This window comes from Synechococcus sp. RSCCF101, from assembly GCF_008807075.1.
Classification (GTDB): Bacteria; Cyanobacteriota; Cyanobacteriia; order PCC-6307; family Cyanobiaceae; genus RSCCF101.
Genome location: NZ_CP035632.1, coordinates 1,863,738 through 1,880,179 on the forward strand (window position 1 = coordinate 1,863,738; position 16,442 = coordinate 1,880,179).

Consider the following 16,442-nt stretch of genomic DNA (forward strand, 5'->3'; position numbering starts at 1 on the left):
ACGGACCAGAGGTGATTTCAGGGGGCTGCTGCTCTCCAACCGGACCCATCGATCCGGCAGTGACGCCGATGCGCGGCTGTTCCGCAAATCCAGCGGCACTGGAGCGTTTCTCAGCTATCTGGGTCATTGCCTGATGGAGAACCGCCATGGCCTGGTGGTCGCCAGTGAAGTGACCCGGGCGGATGGCCATGGGGAACGAACCGCTGCGCTGCGGATGGCACAGGCTCTGCCGGGTACTCACCAGAAGACTCTCGCCGCGGACAAGGGTTATGACACCAGGGATTTTGTGGCAGGTGTCCGTTTTGCCGGCGTCACACCGCATGTCGCCCAGAACAGCGGCCCGCGTCGCCGCTCCGCAATCGCGGGCGAACCGTCCGCCATACGGGCTACGGCCAATCGATCAACGCCAGGAAGCGGATCGAGCAGGTGTTTGGCTGGATCAAACAGGCTGCGGGGCTGCGGCAGCTCAAGGCCAGAGGCCGCTCCAGGGTCGGCGCAGTATTCCGGCTGCATGTGGCGGCCTACAACCTGATCCGTCTGGCCAACCTGCTCAGCCCGAGGGGGGCGCTGACATGAAACGGGTACAGCAAACCGAGAAGGGCAGATCAGGCGCCCGCACCACCGTGCAGAGGCCAGGAGACCCCGCCTGCTTTGCAGGACAACACTGCCGATTAGCGCAGCCGAAGGTCCGGTCAGAACAAACCGGAATGGCGAGGCTGGAATTGGAGGCTATTTCAGCAGCCTCCTAGGTAGCGAGCTCTGTTTCTTTGTGGCCAGCGGTCTCAATCACCATGATGAACTTGTCGCCAGCGCCCCAGCCTTCTCGCTCCCTTGCGGATTCGGGCACCACCTGTACCTGTAAACGCCAGGCCTTCATCCAGTCGTAGAGGGTCACCACGTGGATGCACAGCTGCATACAGTTTCGCACCACGCTCTGCCGCGCGGGCGGGCTCATTCGCCTGCTCACATCTGGAGTGACTGGCTCGCTACAAAGGGCTTCCGGAGAAAGACCAGACCCGCTGCGCTGCAACGAGTCCGAGGAGCTTGTCGCAGTAAAATGCTGGCAATTCGGCGCATTCCGGCCGAAAAGCTGCCCAGAGTTTTCCACATGTACCGACGTGAGCATCGTCATCAGCTCTCGTTTGAGGATTTCTTCCTGCCATTCGGCGGCAAGAGCTCTCTGGAGATAATCGCTGGATCAAGCTCGCTGAGCTGATTCCCTGGGATGAGCTTGAGGACGACTATGCCGCCCAGTTCTGCAAGGGCTTTGGAGCACCCGCCAAGCCCTTCCGCATGGCGCTTGGAGCTCTGATCATCAAGGCGCGCATGGGACTCACCGATGAAGAGCTGGTCGAGCAAGTCAAGGAGAATCCTTATCTCCAGTTTTTCCTTGGTCTGGAGGCCTATCAGTACTCTGCTCCATTCGATCCATCGATGCTGGTCCATTTCCGCAAGCGATTACCGGAGTCGGTGGTGAACGACTGCAACGAGCGGATCGTGCGACATGGATTGAATGTCATCCAAGCTGCGGCTTCCAGTGATGACGAGGATCCTGGCCGCGGTGGTGGGTCTGTCAGCGGGGGCGAACGGCCGCCCCAGCCAGACACGCCATCACAGAACCAGGGCACGCTTCTGATTGACGCCACCTGCGTCCCGGCCGACATCCGTTACCCAACCGATCTGTCTCTGCTCAATGAAGCCAGGGAAGTCACCGAGCGGCTGATTGATGCGATGCACCCGCAGGTCAGGTACTGCTTTGGCGGCAAGCCACGCACTCACCGCAAGAAAGCCAGACAGCAGTTCCTGGCGGTGGCCCGGAAGAAGCGACCCCGCATCAGCACAATCCGCAAGGCCATTGGGCAGCAACTGGGTCACCTGGAGCGCAATCTGGCCAGCATCGATGCCCTGATCGCCTGCGGCGGGTGCCTTCTGGCCGCAGGCCGCCACAGGTACCGCAAGCTGCTGGTGGCCAGTGAGCTGGTCCGGCAGCAGAAGATTCTCCATCACTCCGGCAGTCGCAGCATCCCCGATCGCATCGTCAGCCTGGTTCAATCTCACATCAGACCAATCGTTCGAGGCAAAGCCAGGAGCAATGTGGAATTCGGAGCGAAGATCTCAATCTCGCTGACTGGCACTGGATTTGCGTTCCTGGATCGGCTCAGTTATTCCCCCTACAACGAAGGAGAAGATCTCAAGGGTCAAGCCAGAGCTTACCGGCGCCGATATGGTCATTATCCAGAAGTTATCTGTGCCGATCAGATCTATCGAACCAGGGCGAATCGTGCCTTCTGCCGGCGTCATGACATTCGACTGAGTGGCCCCCGCCTTGAGGTGGTCTGGTTTTTCTGGACAGGTCCCATCGTTAACCTCTGAGGCGGGGCACCGCCCCTGAGAAGGGGCTCCCACCAATGAGCAAGCGCCGAACCCACAGCCCTGAGTTCAAGGCAAAGGTCGCCATGGAGGCGATCAGCGGCCGCAAAACGATCCAGGAGATCGCCGCCGACCACGCGATTCACCCGATCCAGGTGAGCCAGTGGAAGAAGCAGCTCCTGGATGGAGCGAGCGACCTGTTTACCAGGGGCAAGAAGAGCAAGGACAAGGAGGACGGTCAGGCCAGGGAGGCGGAGCTGTTCCAGCAGATCGGCCGCCTTCAGATGGAGCTGGAGTGGCTCAAAAAAAAGTCTCAGCTCCTGTGAGGCCATGAACTCCGCAGCCTGGTCGATCACGACCACAGCCAGCTCAGCATCAGCCGGCAGTGTGCCCTCCTGGGTCTCCCACGATCCACGCTCTACTACCGACCAACACCGGTGCGGCAGTCGACGCTACGGATCATGGCCAGGATTGATGCCCTCTACCTGGAGGATCCCTGCAGCGGCAGCCGACGGATCGTGGCCTACCTGGCCAGGGAAGGGATCCCGATCAGCCGTGACCGCGTGCGAAACCTCATGCGCCGCATGGGTTTACGGGCGATCTACCAGAGACCTCGTGTCAACCGACATGCGGAAAGTCCTCACTGCCGACACGAAAAAGTCCTCACTGGATGCGGCGGTCAGCGACCCTTCCGTGGGCTGATGGTCTGTTGTCTGCTTGGTGCTGATGGCTGCTGTGCAGCGGTCGTTCGTTGTGCTCATCGGTGTTGGTCGTTGGCTGGTGACTGGTGACTGGTCCTGAGAGTCGGTTGCCCCAGGTGGGGTGACGGTTCCGCCCTCAGGACTTCTCTTCTGGGGATGGGGAAGCACTGCTGTTGGCTCCGGAGCTGGGGGCGGTGGCCTGCGGTGAGCGGATCAGGCCCGATCGGCGCTTTTCCCTGAGCCGGTAGCTGTCGCCCCGGATCGTCAGCACATGGCTGTGGTGCAGCAAGCGATCGAGGATCGCGGTGGCGACCACCTGATCACCGAACACCTCTCCCCACTCCGTGACCGCCCGATTGGAGCTGATCAGCACGCTGCCCTGCTCATAGCGGCGGGAGATCAGCTGGAAGAACAGGTAAGCGGCGTCGTGCTCCAGGGGCAGATAGCCCAGCTCGTCGATGATCAGCAGCCTCGGCTTGCCGTAGTACGTGAGCTGCCGCGCCAGTTCGCCCTGCTGCTGGGCCCGCGCCAGGCTGCCGATCAGCTCGGCGGCGGAACAGAACAGCACGCTGTGGCCCAGACGGATCGCCTCCCGTCCCAGCGCCACCTCCAGAGGGGTCTTCCCCACCCCGGGTGGGCCGAGCAGGACCAGGTTGTCGCCGTTGGCGATCCAGCGGCAGGTGGCCAGCTCCCGGATCTGGGCGGGATCGATCGAGGGCTGGGCCTCGAATTCGAATCCCCCCAGCGTCCGGACGCATGGGAAACGGGCCAGGCGCATGGCCATCTCGAACCGGCTCTGGTCCTTGCGGCTCACCTCGGCACCACACAGCCAGGCCAGGGCCTCCCGCAGGTTGTCGAGGCGGTCGCGGATGGCGGTGAGCCGCAGGCGGGTGAGCATCGCCTCCAGGTCAGCCACCAGGGCGGCCAGTTCCGCCGGTCTCTCCAGCGGTGCGGTGGTGGTGCGGCTGCGGTTCATGCCTCCACCTCCGTCAGCACGGCGGCGTAGTCGCTCAGGGATCGGGCCAGGCTGGAGGTGCGCACCGCTCGTGTCGCCGGAGGACCAACAGCGGGTGTCGCCTGACACCTGTCGGGGATGGCTGGCTGCAGGGAAGCGCGTGCCTGCTGCAGCTGCTCGGCCGGCAGCAGGCCCTGCCAGTGGCTTCTGATCACCTGACGGCAGCGGTGGTTCGCGCTCTGGAGTGGGTGCTCCGCCACGATCCGGCCCCGGTGCAGCAATCGCACCGTCTGATGGCGGACCTGCGCCGTGATCCGCTGGCCGATCAGCTGCTGGGGAGCGGAATACCAGTTCCCCTCCAGCTGAATGCAGCAGTCCTTGGCCACCACTCGCTTCTGTTCCCGCTCAGCCAGGAACGAGGGCTTGCCGCACAGCGGCCTCAGGGCACTGGCCTCGTCCCGCTGGAACCGCTCCAGGGGCCGTTCTCCGGTGGTGCCGTGACGACGGACATCCGCCACCTCGCGCATCCACCAGGCCAGATGGGCCTCCATGGCACCCCAGCTGCGGAAGGTGTGTCCGGCCAGACCGCTGCCCTTGACGTAGCGCACCCCTCGCTCGTCCTTGCCCTTGGTGCGAGGCCGGTAGGGGCGGCAGGCACGGGGCGTGAACCCCCAGTGCTCGGCAAAGGCGAGGAAGGTGGGATGAAACACCAGCTCACCGCTGGCGGGATCGTGCCGGCGGACCAGGGCGCGGGCGTTGTCCACCAGCACCTGCTCGGGAATGCCGCCCCAGTGTCGGAAGGCCTCCTCCATCGCCTGCAGCCAGTTCGCCTGCCGCTCATGGCCGTACGGCCGCACCACCAGACGGCGCGAGTAGCCGAGCGTGAGCACGCACAGGTGCACCCGACGGCGCTCCCCACCAATGCTCACGGCGCACTGGCCAAAGTCGGCCTGGAGCTGCCGGCCGGGTGGCGTCTCGTAGCGCACGGTGGCCAGCTGACGGATCCGCAGCTCGCGGCGCCAGGCCGCCACGGCCCGTTCCACCGTGCGCTGGGACACATCAATGCCCTTCTGCCGCAGCAGTTCCTGGCGGAGCACCTCGGCATTGCCGCGATGCTGCTCAAACTGCTCGCGCAGCCAGGCGATCTGCTCATCGAGGCGCCGGCTGCGCCGGGGCTGGCCGTAGGGCTGCCAGCCGCCCTGGCGCAGATAGCGGCGAACGGTCCGCGGACAGCAGCCCAGTTCATGGGCGATCGTTCGCTGGCTGAGGCCGCGGGCATGGAGCTGCAGCATCCGCTCCACCTCCTGGGGTGTTTCCATCGCGCCCTCGCCTCGGCGGTCTGCCCTGGCTGTAGTGCTCCTGGCAGCAGCAGTGATGGGGGCCGCCGAACCAGGCATCCGTTCGGCTGGCGTGAGCCTGGGGGCAGGGATGGATGGCGGAGTCACCGGTTCCGAGTGAGGACCTTTTCGTGTCGGATCTGGTGACTTTCCTCCTGTCGGCTGACACCTCGAACCACGATTCCAGGCGAGCCATCGGAGCGATTCCCCTGCCTGGTGGACATCGATGAGATCCACACCGTGGACCAGGTCTGGGCTACCGATATCACCTACATCCCACTGCAGAAGGGCTTTCTCTATCTGGTGGCGATCATGGATCTCCACTCAAGGCATGTCCTCAGCTGGAGGCTCTCCAACAGCCTTGACACGGAGTTCTGCCTGGATGCCTTGGAGATGGCCCTCTCCGATGGGCGAAAGCCAGAGATCTTCCATTCCGATCAGGGCTGCCAGTTCACCTCTGCTGAGTTCGTCGCCAGGCTGCAGAAGGAGGGAATCAGGATCAGCTGGTCCGGCAGGAAGCGCTGCTACGACAACATCCTGGTCGAGCGACTCTGGAGGACGCTCAAGCATGAGGAGGTCTACCTGCATGCTTACAGCGATGGCTGGGAAGCAGAAGTCAGCCTGGCCCGCTTCCTGTGGAGGTACTGCAATGTGAGACCCCACAGTGCCATGGGAGGCAGAACTCCCAATCAGGTCTACACTGAGACCGAACCCAGTTCCTCCCGTCCGGGGTTAACGATGTCAGGGGCTAAGGCTGTCCAATAAAAGGCACCCACCTCACCTTGGAAGGCCCAAGAATGATCCTGATCTGGTGGCAGCCGAGAGACAGCAATTCGCCGTAGACCAGCGGCAGCGCAACGCCGTGGAGGGCAAATTCGGCCAGGGCAAACGCCGCTTTGGCCTCGCACTGATCCGGGAGAAGCTGGCAGCGACGCAGGGTTCAGCGATTGCGATCAATGTGCTGGTGATGAACCTGGAGAAGCTGCTGGAGCTTCTTTTTGCCCTTGTCATGCTTTGGCTACAGGTTCTCCTGGGGACAGAGGTCGTTGATGGAAGCAACTCTGCGGCCTCTGATTACAACGCGGTGCCGGCCTGATGAACAGCCGTGCAGCAGAACTGGCGACCGTCCACTGCGCTCTTGCTTGGCGTGTGGGCTTTTCAGGAAGCCCTACAAAGACGCATTGGAAAGATATGACAAGTCCCCGGTGGTGTGATTGAGAGGGGCCAATAACATCCCCGAGGGCGAGGCGGCGCCAAGCTTACAGCCGAGAACGCCAGGTCTCAACGAATGGAGCCAACTCGCTCTCTTGCAGTCCAAACTCCTCGAGACTGAGGGGAACAACTTGGGACCGGGCAAAGTCAATAATCTGACAATGATCTGACCCACAATGGGGAGTGTCACGTGTCAGAAAGTCTAGACTCACTTGGATCGATGTAGTCAGTCCCGCCAGCTCAGGCTCGGCAGCCAGGAGATCGCCAACTTGCACGTTGGCTCCGAATTCGTGGATGAGACATTTTGTGTCGAGATTCAATCCCACATTGGCTATGCCATCAGCCCTGAGGGCCTTCACGACATCCAAAATATCTGACAGGGTGTTACAAAATTCAGCTCCCTGATCGCTTGTGTTGTGCTCTAGAGAAAGAGTATTCTCGGGGCCAAGGATGGTTGCCATCCAGCCGCAATTGGCAGTGAAACGTTGCTTTAGCTCGAGATCAGTAAGGGCTGAATTTAGCCGTTTCTTTTGCCCAGGACTACCGAGAATAAAAACTGAGCACCCTGTCGTCTTACCCAAGGCCCTGAGTCCTAGCATCCGCGTGAGGAGCGAAGGTTGATTGATTAGGTCATCTGCTAGGTTGATCTCTAATCCGTAGGTGAGAGACTGTACTGTTTCCACAGTACTGCGCTGCATTAGGTGACTCAAGGAATGCTGTACTGCACCAGAGTGTAGCTCTATATGTTGATCCCAATCCCTGCCTAGAACCATAGTAGGAACGAGCTCAACCCGTGTGGTTCGAGCCTGTGCCATCACCCTATCAAATCCCGCCCATGTCCACTCAGGCATTAGCCTCACAAGGTTTATCATTGAGAAGCTATAAGGCAGCTCTGTAGTAGATGGGCTCATAGGTGTGACCTCTGCGCTTCGATGAAAGGCTTGAGATGAAGCTTCAGTGCATCATCAGCCGAGTACAGATATTGGCTTCCTTGAGGTCCGTGAATCGTCTTTACGTTGTAACCTGTCTTGGGCAATTGCCAATTCAGACGCTCATTGATGTCGGCAAACCACGTACTCAAGATGGTGGAGGTGGCCACGGGCTCGCTTACAACATTCAGAATCCGACCATGGCTCAGCAGCTTCGCTTGATCAAGGACTGCGGCAAGATGGTCCAAGTTAAACCACTGAAAAGCCGAGTTTGGATTGATTTGATCTAAGTTATTGTTGTTGAGTAGGTCGTAGATGATATTCTTCTTCAAGCCATGGCCAACTAATGCCGGCAAGCGGATAATGCGTGACTGGTTCCCAAATGTATCTATCACAGTTTGCTCCAACATGGATCTATGCCGACCGTAGGGGTGGCTATCTTTGGACGGTGGGCTGTTTTCATCCACCGCTGATGGCGGATCATAAACATCCACTGTACTGAACAGAACAAAGAAGCCAGTACAGGCAAGGTCCCTGCAGGCCTCGATCAGATTCTCCACCTCCTGTCTGTCCTGCTCGGGGTTCTGATTGGCCCACCATTTTTTCGCTTGCGGCGCGGCACAATAGATGTCGTCGAAGCATTGGCCTGCGAGTGCCCCTATCTCCCGTCGGCCGACGCCAGTAGCTTGAGGCAACTGGCGAGCGAGATTACTGCCCACAAAGCCGCGGTGACCGATGATGAGAGATTTCATTCGGTTTCGTCCTCGATCAAAGCCATCACTTCGGCTGCAGCATAGAATATATTATCAACTTTGCCAGAGAGGCACTTGATCAGCCGACCATACCTTTTGACGTAACAGCTACGGTCATCATCATGACCAAAGGGCTTGGTCTTTACGCACAGTTGGGGATCGAGATATTCGTAATCGTCAAGAAAACCAGGATAGTATCTCATTATCTGTTTTTCCATCAAGAGCCGCTTGAGATTGATGTCGTGGCTACTGAGGGTGGCAATGGCATGCAAAGCCTCATCGCTGGTGCCATGCTGGGCAATGGGGGTGTAAGGAACGCTGCTTAGAGTGAAGATCCCCGGTTTCTCGGTGGGGTATAACGAGCAAAGAGGACCGTCAACGAATGTGTAAGCACGAGCCAGGCTGCCAGCCTCTTTTTTTCTGTAGTAAAGAAGTATCGTGCTCTCAAAGAAAAAATTCTTGTCTGGCATGAGGTGTCCCCACGTACAGTCGATGCAGTAATCAAATGATTCACCGTTTACTCTCACGCGGTCATCGTCCATGCTCACAGTGGCCTCCACGCCGAGCTCAATGGTGTCGGGCAGATGTTGATAGAAATGCTGCCGAGCGCGATCGATCATCAGCACTCTCTCTGCGGTTACCACGGACCCGCAAGGATAGCTGATCTCGACTGGATGCTCCTTCTCCACGAAGTCTAAGCCTGAGGACATCATAATAAGCTTGTACGTTGAGAAGTCTATCAGCGAATCACCCTTTGGAACAAGGTAATAGTTTTCGGGGATTGGCTCAGTGAGTTGTTGATATCGTTCCAGAAAACGAAAAAACCCATCTCTCGATTGCTGTCTAGTGCGGAAGTTGCGAGCGTAATGGAAGCCAAGGTGAAGTCGGAACTGATTGTTGCCTGAGGCAAATGTGAGTATGTCGTCAGACTTCTCAAATACCCTGATCTCCAGCCCAAGGGCTTTCAGGCGGGTAGCAATGTGCAGGCCGTAGAAGCCAGCTCCAATGACTGCAAACCTCATGAAGATAATCAGCTGGCTGACCAGCGCAGGGGGGCGAATTAGGGAAAATTGACTGTTTTGCTCAGGATGCTACCACTGAACTGCAGAGAGCGAAAATGGCTATGGTGGCTGCCAAGTCGAATTGGCCGTCGACCAGTAGCTTTGTGAATCGAGTGTTCTCCTTTTACAGCTGGGTCAGCCGCCACTTCTTCGCGGATAGGAGGCTGCTGAAATTGCGGCCGAGATAGGAGCTAGTTGTTCTGTCTCAGCAGGTTGTTCAGTGGTCAATGAGGTGTGAGGCCGCTACGGGTTGAGGTGCGACCCACCAACCCAGACCTCACGCCTCCATGCATAGCCATCCGAATGCCCGCCTGACTCAGCGGGGTCGTCTGCGACTGATCTGCCAGCACCTCGACCAGGGCCGGTCACTGCCGGAACTCGCTCCTGACGCTGGGATCAGCCTCCGCTGCGCCTACAAGTGGCTGGCGCGCTTCCGCGCAGGCGGTCCAGCGGCACTTGCGGATCGGCGGAGTGTTCGGCGCCACCAGCGCCGGACGCTCGATCCGCAGCAACTGCAGAAGGCCGTGGCTCTCCGCCGCCAGCGGCTGCATCTGCGCCACATCGCCCGGCTGCTGGCGGCTCCCTTCTCCACCGTTGCCCGAACCCTCAGCCGGCTCGGCCTGGGGCGACTCCGCAACCTGGAGGCCAGGCCGCCGGTGCAGCGCTACGAGTGGGAGCGACCGGGTGACCTGATCCACGTCGATATCAAGTCCCTGGCCCGCTTTCCGGAAGGTGGGCCTGTCCGGCGACGATTAGATAGGCGGGACCGCGCAACTACATCGGCGGGTCTCAGGACGCGACAACAGGGCTCCGCTGCTGGTCTGGAGCCCCGCGATGCCCGCCCCTCTGTCGTTGCGGATCAAGGAGCGGTACATGGCCAAACGGGCCGATGGGCTGAGCCAGCAGGTGGCGGCCGATGCGGTGGGCATCTCGCTGCGCAGTGCGCAGCGGATCGATCGGGGTGAGCTCCAGCCCGAGGGACAACGGCAGCGGCGGGCCAGGCACTGGCGTACCCGGGCCGATCCCCTGGCGGACGTGTGGGAGACCGTGCTGGTGCCCATGCTCCAGAAGGCACCGCAGCTGGAACCCCACACACTGCTGCTGCATCTGGAGCCCCCGCTTTCAGGAAAGTTGTCACCCCTCTCAATCGCACACCCGGGGGCTTGATGGAGCAGTTCAATGCGTCGTTACAGCGAGGCCGTCAAGGCTGATGTCAAGAGACGAATGAGCCCGCCCGAGCGACAGAGCGTGGCTCGGATTTCCGAGGAGCTGGGCATCCACGTGGTGACCCTCTACAACTGGAGAAAGGCCTGGCGTCTGCAGGGAGAGGTGGTGCCCGCATCCGAGAGGGAGCCAGAAGGCTGGAGCGCTGCCGACAAGTTCACGGTGGTGCTGGAGACCGCTGGCCTCAACGACACCGAGCTCGGTGCCTACTGCCGTGAGCGGGGGCTGTTCCCTGAGCAGGTGAGCCGCTGGCGTCAGGCCGCCACCGATGCCAACGCCGCGCCAGTGCTGCCCCCGCTTTCAGGAAAGTTGTCACCCCTCTCAATCGCACACCCGGGGGCTTGATGGAGCAGTTCAATGCGTCGTTACAGCGAGGCCGTCAAGGCTGATGTCAAGAGACGAATGAGCCCGCCCGAGCGACAGAGCGTGGCTCGGATTTCCGAGGAGCTGGGCATCCACGTGGTGACCCTCTACAACTGGAGAAAGGCCTGGCGTCTGCAGGGAGAGGTGGTGCCCGCATCCGAGAGGGAGCCAGAAGGCTGGAGCGCTGCCGACAAGTTCACGGTGGTGCTGGAGACCGCTGGCCTCAACGACACCGAGCTCGGTGCCTACTGCCGTGAGCGGGGGCTGTTCCCTGAGCAGGTGAGCCGCTGGCGTCAGGCCGCCACCGATGCCAACGCCGCGCCAGTGCTGACGAGGGCCGAGCAGAAGGATCTGGAGAGGCTCCGCGCCCGGGACCAGCGAGAGATCAAGGCCCTCAAGAAGGAGCTGCAGCGCAAGGAGAAGGCCCTGGCGGAGGCAGCAGCACTGCTGGTGCTGCGAAAAAAGTGGGAGGCCTTCTGCTCGGAGGACGCGGAAGGCTGACGAGTGCCGCGCATCGGCAAAAGGCGATCGCGTTGATCGGTGAGGCCAAGGCCAGCGGAGCCACCCTCAGCGCTGCCTGCGGGGAGATCGGCATTTCCCTGCGCACCCTCAAGCGCTGGCGGAAGGCCTTTCTGGGTGATGGGGACGGAGAAGACCGCCGTAGAGGCAGCCCTCGCCATGTCGCCCACCGCCTGAGCGAGGAAGAACGCCAGCGGATCCTGCTCACCTGCAACCAACCGGAGTACGCCTCGCTGCCGCCGGGACAGATCGTGCCCGCACTGGCCGATCAGGACCTGTTCATCGGCTCCGAGTCCAGCTTGTACCGGGTGCTGCACGCGCATGGTCAGGCCCATCGCCGGGGCCGTGCACGACCACCACAGGAGCCACGGCCTGTGCCACGGCTGCGAGCGGATCGCCCCAATGCTGTGTGGTCGTGGGACATCACCTATCTGCCCACCACGGTGCGGGGTGTGTGGCTGTACCTCTATCTGGTGATCGACGTCTGGAGCCGCAAGGTGGTGGCCTGGGATGTCGCCGAACGAGAAGACGCGCAGATCGCCGCTGACCTGGTGGGTCGGGCCTGCCTGCGGGAGCGGATCAGCAGAGGCTGCCGCCAACCGCTGGTTCTCCACGCCGACAACGGCAACGCCATGCGGGCCGCCACCCTCGAGGCCCGGTTGGAAGAGCTGGGGGTGCTGCGTTCGTTCTCCCGGCCCCGGGTGTCGAACGACAATCCCTACTCGGAATCCCTGTTCCGAACCGTCAAATACCGTCCTGACTACCCGAAAAGGCCATTCACCAGCAAGGCAGAGGCCTGCGAGTGGGTGGCGTCGTTCGTGGATTGGTACAACCACCAGCACCGCCACAGCGGCATCAAGTTCGTGACGCCGGACCAGCGCCACAGCGGGGATGCGGCCGAACTCTGCCGGCGTCGTGCCGATGTCTACGAGAAGGCCCGGCAGAAGCACCCGCGTCGATGGAGCCGATCCACCCGCTGCTGGCGTCAGCCAGCGGTGGTGTGGATCAACAAGCCACCAGAAGAGCCGCAGAGGGCACTGGCCATACCATTGGGTCAGGCCGCCTGAAGAGCAGCCCAGGAGTGACAACTTTCCTGAAAGTCACCGGAGCGGACCTTCCCCGGCCAGGAGTGGTACCGGCGCAAGCGGACCCTGCAGCGGCGTGTGGAGCAGTGGCGGGCCCTGCACGGTCCGGCGCAGGAGGTGATGTTCCTGCAGGAGCACCGGGCCGGTGTGCTGGGAATCTCCGATTTCACCCTGCTCAAGGGGGAGCCGATCACCGTGGCCGGGGAGGTTCTGGAGCACCGTCTGTTCCACTTCCGCCTGCCGTTCTCCGGCTGGTGCCATGTGGAGGTGATCCACGGCGGCGAAAGCTTTGTCGCTCTGGCCGAGGCGCTGCAGAACGCCCTGGCTCTCTGCGGCGGGGTGCCAGCGGAGCACCGCACCGACAGCCTCAGCGCCTGCTTCCGCAACCGTGACGGCAGCTATGCGGGTGCCTACACCAGTCGCTACCGGGAGCTCTGCGCCCACCCGGGTGTGATCGGCACCCGCAACAACCGTGGGGTCGCCCACGAAAACGGCGCGATCGAGGGCCCGCATCGGCACTGGAAACACCGACTGGAGCAGTAGTTGATCCAGCGCTGCAGCAGGGATTTCGCCACCGAGGCCGAGTATCGCCAGCTGGTGTTGCAGGTCAGCGCCGACCTCAACAACCGGCCGAGCGTGCTGCAGAAGCTGGAGATCGAGCGGCTGCACCTGCGGCCCCTGCCGGTGGAGCGCTTTGCCGACTACGACCCTGTGGTGGCGCAGGTGCGGAGCACCAGCACGATCGAGGTCCGTTCGGTCACCTACAGCGTCCCCTCACGGCTGATCGGTCAGCAGCTGACGGTGCATCTGCGCCACGACCGGCTGGATCTGTTCCTGCGCAGCCAGTTCGTGGAGACGCTGCCGCGGCTGCATCCCCACAAAGGGCAGAAGGCGCGGCGCCGGATCGACTTCCGCCATGTGATCGAGAGCCTGCGGCGTAAGCCCCGGGCGCTGCTACGCGTCCAGCTGCAGGCCGACATCCTGCCCTCAGAGTGACGTGACCCCCTTTATCGGTCCAGGCCTTATGAGAGTGGTTGGTCATGGTCATGCAGCAGCTCCTTGTTGAGCTGCCTCCAGGGGCGTACGCCCCTGGAGGGCCGAATGCGGCCTGAGGGAGTTGTACTCCCAGCGCCAGCGGTCGGCCAGGATCTGAGCTTCTGGGGCTGTGGTGAACAGCTCGGTGTTGAGGAACTCATCCCTGAATCTCCCGTTGAACGACTCGGCAAAGCCGTTCTGCCACGGGGAACCTGGCTCGATCGTGGCCGTTGTCGTGCCGCTGGTCCTGCACCAACGCCGTAAGGCGTGGGCGATGAATTCAGGGCCGTTGTCGCACCGGATGAACGCCGGTGCCGGGTAGAGGCTGGTGAGTTCCTCCAGCACGGCCACCACGTCCCTGGCCTTGCAACGCCTGCCCACTCGGATGGCCAGGCAGAGGCGGCTGTGCTCATCGATCACGTTCAGAAACTTGAGCCGCCGGCCATCGGCCGTGGCGTCGAACTGAAAGTCCATGGCCCACACCTGGTGGGGATGCTCGGCCCTGTGGCGCCGCACTGAGCCGTCCGCTGGCCGTGCCCGCTTCTGCTTTCGGGGGGTAGGCCGCTGGAGACCCTCCTCCCGCCAGATCCGTTGCACCCGTTTGTGATTCACGCTCCAGCCCTCGCGTCTGAGCACGCGGTGGGCCATTCGCCGGCCCCAGCGGATGTGGTCGGCAGCGATCTCCCTCAGCCGGCGCCGCAGCTTGGTCTCCTCGGCCCCAGGGACCGTGCCGTGATGGCGTTGGGTGCTGCGGTTCTGACCCACAACCCGGCAGGTGAACCGCTCCGATGCCCGGTAACGCTGCTGCAGGACGAGTACCGCCCTGCGCCTGCGTTCCGGGCTCAAAAGTTTCCCTCGGCGAGATCCTTGAGCATCGCCTTCTCCAGCTCGGCTTCCGCCAGCAGCTTCTTGAGTCGGGCGTTCTCCTTCTCCAACTGGGTCAGCCGTTTGGCCTCCTCGGCCTGCATCCCCCCGAACTGCTGCCGCCAGCGGTGGTAGGTCGGCTGCGTCACCTCGATCACTCGGCAGACCTCGTTGACGGTCTTGCCCTGGGCGATCAGCTGCTCTGCAGTCTTGAGCTTGCGGATGATCTGCTCGGGCGTGTGTCGGATTCGTTTCATGGTGAAGTCCCCGGCCCAGTCTGGCCGGTTGAGGACTCTCATTCACCCTGGACCGGTTTCCGGGGTCCACGTCAAGAGACCTGGCGCCAGCTGTGGCGACAGCTCCTGACGGCCCTGCCGCCGGATGAGGCGGCCAAGGTCATGGTCGATGCGCTCCATGTCGCTGCCCGTACAGACGACCTGATCGGTGTGGAGCGGCACCAGGGCTGATTCAAAGTCTCATGGCATCGCTGCTCCCGGTGGCCTCCTGACCATCGCCAGCAGCGCGGTGATGTCGTGCATCACGGCCTGCAGACCCTCGCGGACGGAGTGAAATCCAGCCAGTCGCAGGAGGTTGAGTGCTGCGGTGCGCAGCGTGGCCATCACGCCTGCGCCATTGCCCCCGTAGCGGTGGTTGTCTTCTCTGAGCTGGGTATCGCGGATCCAGTGCCAGCTTTCCAGGCTCCAGCGATCACGGACCAGTTGCAGCAGGGCTTTTGGAGTGGTGCGCAGACTGGTGATGAACCGGTGGGTGGCCTGAAACGGCTTGCCCTGGCGGGAGCCGCTGGCCTGCACTTCCACGATCCAGGCACTGCCGGGCCAGTCCGCCTTGATGTGAGCGGGTGCCTCTTTCGCCCGCAAATTCCAGGTGATGTCACGGCCGTGGCCAAGCTCGTGATCCGTTGCCGTGAAGGGGATCCGGCGCTTTCCCTGGAATTGACTGCGGATCTGACGATCCAGCGTTCGCTGGTTGGCTTTGACCGTCAGGAGGAAGTCGGCTCCCTGCTCCTTGAGCTGCCGAAAAACGATTTCTGCGTGTGCAGCGCATCCGCTTGAACCAGCACACCACCGAGATCGAGCTCTCCAAGCAGCCTCCGCAGCACAGCCCGCTCGTGGTCCTCGCCTGTGGCGGCGCAGGTCTGCGCGATTGCCACGCCCAGGGCCGCGGAGTAGAGCGTCACCTGAGCAATGAAGGCCGAACCACCGCCAGCGGTGGGCTCGATCGAGCCCCGCAACGTCTTGCCGTCACAGACCAGCTGATCGAGATCGGCTGCACCATCAGGGATCTGAGCGATCGTCCAGTCGCGGATGGCCTCGCAGACGGCCGTGACATCCACCTGCAGGAAGAAGTATCGGAAGGCGGAATCCGACGGCGGGCGGCGGAGGTTGATCCCCAGCGACTCGGTGAGAACGCTGTGGTGACGCCGGGCAAAGCGCTCCAGATCCCGCAGGCTCTCGCACCGGCTCAGGATTCCCAGAACTGCCACCAGCAGCAGGTACCAGGCCGGGATGCGAACACCCCGACGCATCCGGGCATCAGGAATCGCCCGGAGGTAGCTGATCAGGTCGAGATCAGTTGCGGCAGAGGCGATCTGGGGCACGGAGACGAAGCGATCCCACTGACCTCAGCCCATGCTCGCAGCCATGGCAAGAGAACCTGTGCCGAACTTTGAATCAGTCCTGGGAGGCAGGGGTCCCATTAATGTTTAGGTTTAGTCTGAACCGGATTGCTCTCCTCCAAGGTTACTGATGAGATGGGCCAAGGCTGTCCAGAAAAGATACCCACTACAAAGTGGACAGGTCAATGGATACCGACATCACAACGAGCGAGCACGGTGAGTTCTCATAAACAGTACCGCAACCAATGCGAGATCCCGACCACTCTATATGGGTGAGCTAGTATTTGATTGTTGCTCGCACCGGCTGCAGCGCTTTCGGCGTGTAGCCACCATCCTCCTTCTTCGGTGCGGCATAGCTGCGTGATCAACACCTCAACACGTTCGTTGCTCTTCTCTCCG

16 protein-coding genes and 5 pseudogenes are annotated in these 16,442 nt (G+C 61.8%); 13 read left to right on the forward strand and 8 right to left on the reverse strand.

Features of this window, described 5'->3' with window-relative positions; translation table 11 throughout:
- Positions 1-133: 133 nt before the first annotated feature.
- Both EVJ50_RS15370 and EVJ50_RS15375 read left to right on the forward strand, forming a co-directional pair.
- A pseudogene (locus EVJ50_RS15370) lies at positions 134-271 on the forward strand (IS5/IS1182 family transposase); the annotation flags it as partial.
- 74 nt (positions 272-345) lie between these two features.
- Positions 346-576: pseudogene (locus EVJ50_RS15375) on the forward strand (transposase); the annotation flags it as partial.
- Between the two features lie 169 nt (positions 577-745).
- Here the strand turns inward: EVJ50_RS15375 and EVJ50_RS09160 are convergent.
- A complete protein-coding gene (locus EVJ50_RS09160; protein ID WP_150883591.1) occupies positions 746-955 on the reverse strand; it encodes a hypothetical protein in 210 nt (69 codons plus the stop codon).
- A 153-nt stretch (positions 956-1,108) separates the two neighbouring features.
- Here EVJ50_RS09160 and EVJ50_RS09165 point away from each other — a divergent pair.
- The 3 genes and pseudogenes from EVJ50_RS09165 to EVJ50_RS15050 all read left to right on the forward strand — a co-directional run.
- A pseudogene (locus EVJ50_RS09165) lies at positions 1,109-2,328 on the forward strand (IS5 family transposase); the annotation flags it as partial.
- A gap of 80 nt (positions 2,329-2,408) precedes the next feature.
- Positions 2,409-2,696: a transposase gene (locus EVJ50_RS15045; protein WP_225322874.1), complete on the forward strand. Its 288-nt coding sequence runs from the start codon at positions 2,409-2,411 to the stop codon at positions 2,694-2,696.
- A gap of 135 nt (positions 2,697-2,831) precedes the next feature.
- Positions 2,832-3,161 (forward strand): IS3 family transposase, encoded by a 330-nt coding sequence (locus EVJ50_RS15050; RefSeq protein ID WP_225322875.1) that lies wholly within the window; start codon positions 2,832-2,834, stop codon positions 3,159-3,161.
- Between the two features lie 46 nt (positions 3,162-3,207).
- Here the strand turns inward: EVJ50_RS15050 and istB are convergent, their stop codons facing one another.
- The gene (istB, locus tag EVJ50_RS09175; protein ID WP_150882038.1) at positions 3,208-4,047 is read right to left on the reverse strand and encodes an IS21-like element helper ATPase IstB; all 840 of its coding nucleotides are present in this window, start codon (positions 4,045-4,047) and stop codon (positions 3,208-3,210) included.
- A complete protein-coding gene (gene istA / locus EVJ50_RS09180; RefSeq protein WP_191964729.1) occupies positions 4,044-5,345 on the reverse strand; it encodes an IS21 family transposase in 1,302 nt (433 codons plus the stop codon). The genes istB and istA overlap by 4 nt, the downstream gene beginning before the upstream one ends.
- A 234-nt stretch (positions 5,346-5,579) precedes the next feature.
- Between istA and EVJ50_RS09185 the strand changes: the two genes are divergently transcribed.
- Together EVJ50_RS09185 and EVJ50_RS09190 are read left to right on the forward strand one after the other, a co-directional pair.
- Positions 5,580-6,128 carry an IS3 family transposase gene (locus EVJ50_RS09185; protein ID WP_255452552.1) on the forward strand — a complete coding sequence of 183 codons (549 nt, stop codon included), beginning with the start codon at positions 5,580-5,582 and terminating at the stop codon, positions 6,126-6,128.
- Positions 6,109-6,396 (forward strand): annotated as a pseudogene (locus EVJ50_RS09190) (transposase); the annotation flags it as partial. The gene EVJ50_RS09185 and the pseudogene EVJ50_RS09190, both read left to right, overlap by 20 nt.
- A gap of 1,086 nt (positions 6,397-7,482) precedes the next feature.
- On the opposite strand, the gene EVJ50_RS09195 reads toward EVJ50_RS09190, so the two are convergent.
- Together EVJ50_RS09195 and EVJ50_RS09200 are read right to left on the reverse strand one after the other, a co-directional pair.
- Complete coding sequence (locus EVJ50_RS09195; RefSeq protein WP_150883593.1) at positions 7,483-8,256, reverse strand: NAD-dependent epimerase/dehydratase family protein; 774 nt, start codon at positions 8,254-8,256, stop codon at positions 7,483-7,485.
- Positions 8,253-9,278, reverse strand: a complete 1,026-nt coding sequence (locus tag EVJ50_RS09200) for an FAD-dependent oxidoreductase (protein WP_150883594.1) — start codon at positions 9,276-9,278, stop codon at positions 8,253-8,255. The genes EVJ50_RS09195 and EVJ50_RS09200 overlap by 4 nt, the downstream gene beginning before the upstream one ends.
- Before the next feature lie 326 nt (positions 9,279-9,604).
- On the opposite strand from EVJ50_RS09200, the pseudogene EVJ50_RS09205 reads away from it, so the two are divergent.
- The 6 genes and pseudogenes from EVJ50_RS09205 to EVJ50_RS09235 all read left to right on the forward strand — a co-directional run.
- Positions 9,605-9,850 (forward strand): annotated as a pseudogene (locus tag EVJ50_RS09205) (leucine zipper domain-containing protein); the annotation flags it as partial.
- Between the two features lie 301 nt (positions 9,851-10,151).
- Entirely contained in the window at positions 10,152-10,484 is a 333-nt protein-coding gene (locus EVJ50_RS09210) for a hypothetical protein (RefSeq protein ID WP_191964931.1), read from the forward strand.
- Positions 10,485-10,496: 12 nt separating this feature from the next.
- The gene (locus EVJ50_RS09215) at positions 10,497-10,886 is read left to right on the forward strand and encodes a transposase (protein ID WP_225322876.1); all 390 of its coding nucleotides are present in this window, start codon (positions 10,497-10,499) and stop codon (positions 10,884-10,886) included.
- 12 nt (positions 10,887-10,898) lie between these two features.
- A protein-coding gene (locus EVJ50_RS09225) for an IS3 family transposase (RefSeq protein WP_370455477.1) occupies positions 10,899-12,490 on the forward strand; the annotation gives its coding sequence in 2 pieces (ribosomal slippage) (positions 10,899-11,369 and positions 11,372-12,490; 1,590 coding nt in all).
- Between the two features lie 96 nt (positions 12,491-12,586).
- Positions 12,587-13,051: a DDE-type integrase/transposase/recombinase gene (locus EVJ50_RS09230; protein WP_150883596.1), complete on the forward strand. Its 465-nt coding sequence runs from the start codon at positions 12,587-12,589 to the stop codon at positions 13,049-13,051.
- Positions 13,052-13,504 carry a hypothetical protein gene (locus EVJ50_RS09235; protein ID WP_150883597.1) on the forward strand — a complete coding sequence of 151 codons (453 nt, stop codon included), beginning with the start codon at positions 13,052-13,054 and terminating at the stop codon, positions 13,502-13,504. It begins immediately after the preceding gene.
- Between the two features lie 48 nt (positions 13,505-13,552).
- Here the strand turns inward: EVJ50_RS09235 and EVJ50_RS09240 are convergent.
- The 3 genes from EVJ50_RS09240 to EVJ50_RS15230 form a co-directional block, all read right to left on the reverse strand.
- Positions 13,553-14,664, reverse strand: a protein-coding gene (locus EVJ50_RS09240) for an IS3 family transposase (protein ID WP_370455478.1) whose coding sequence is annotated in 2 segments (ribosomal slippage) — positions 13,553-14,403 and positions 14,403-14,664 — 1,113 coding nt in all. Because the reading frame shifts where the segments join, the coding sequence is not laid out codon by codon here.
- Positions 14,665-14,883: 219 nt separating this feature from the next.
- Complete coding sequence (locus tag EVJ50_RS15225; protein WP_150883599.1) at positions 14,884-15,453, reverse strand: ISAs1 family transposase; 570 nt, start codon at positions 15,451-15,453, stop codon at positions 14,884-14,886.
- A complete protein-coding gene (locus tag EVJ50_RS15230) occupies positions 15,408-16,025 on the reverse strand; it encodes an ISAs1 family transposase (RefSeq protein ID WP_150883600.1) in 618 nt (205 codons plus the stop codon). Before EVJ50_RS15230 ends, EVJ50_RS15225 begins: the two co-directional genes overlap by 46 nt.
- Between the last annotated feature and the right edge of the window lie 417 nt (positions 16,026-16,442).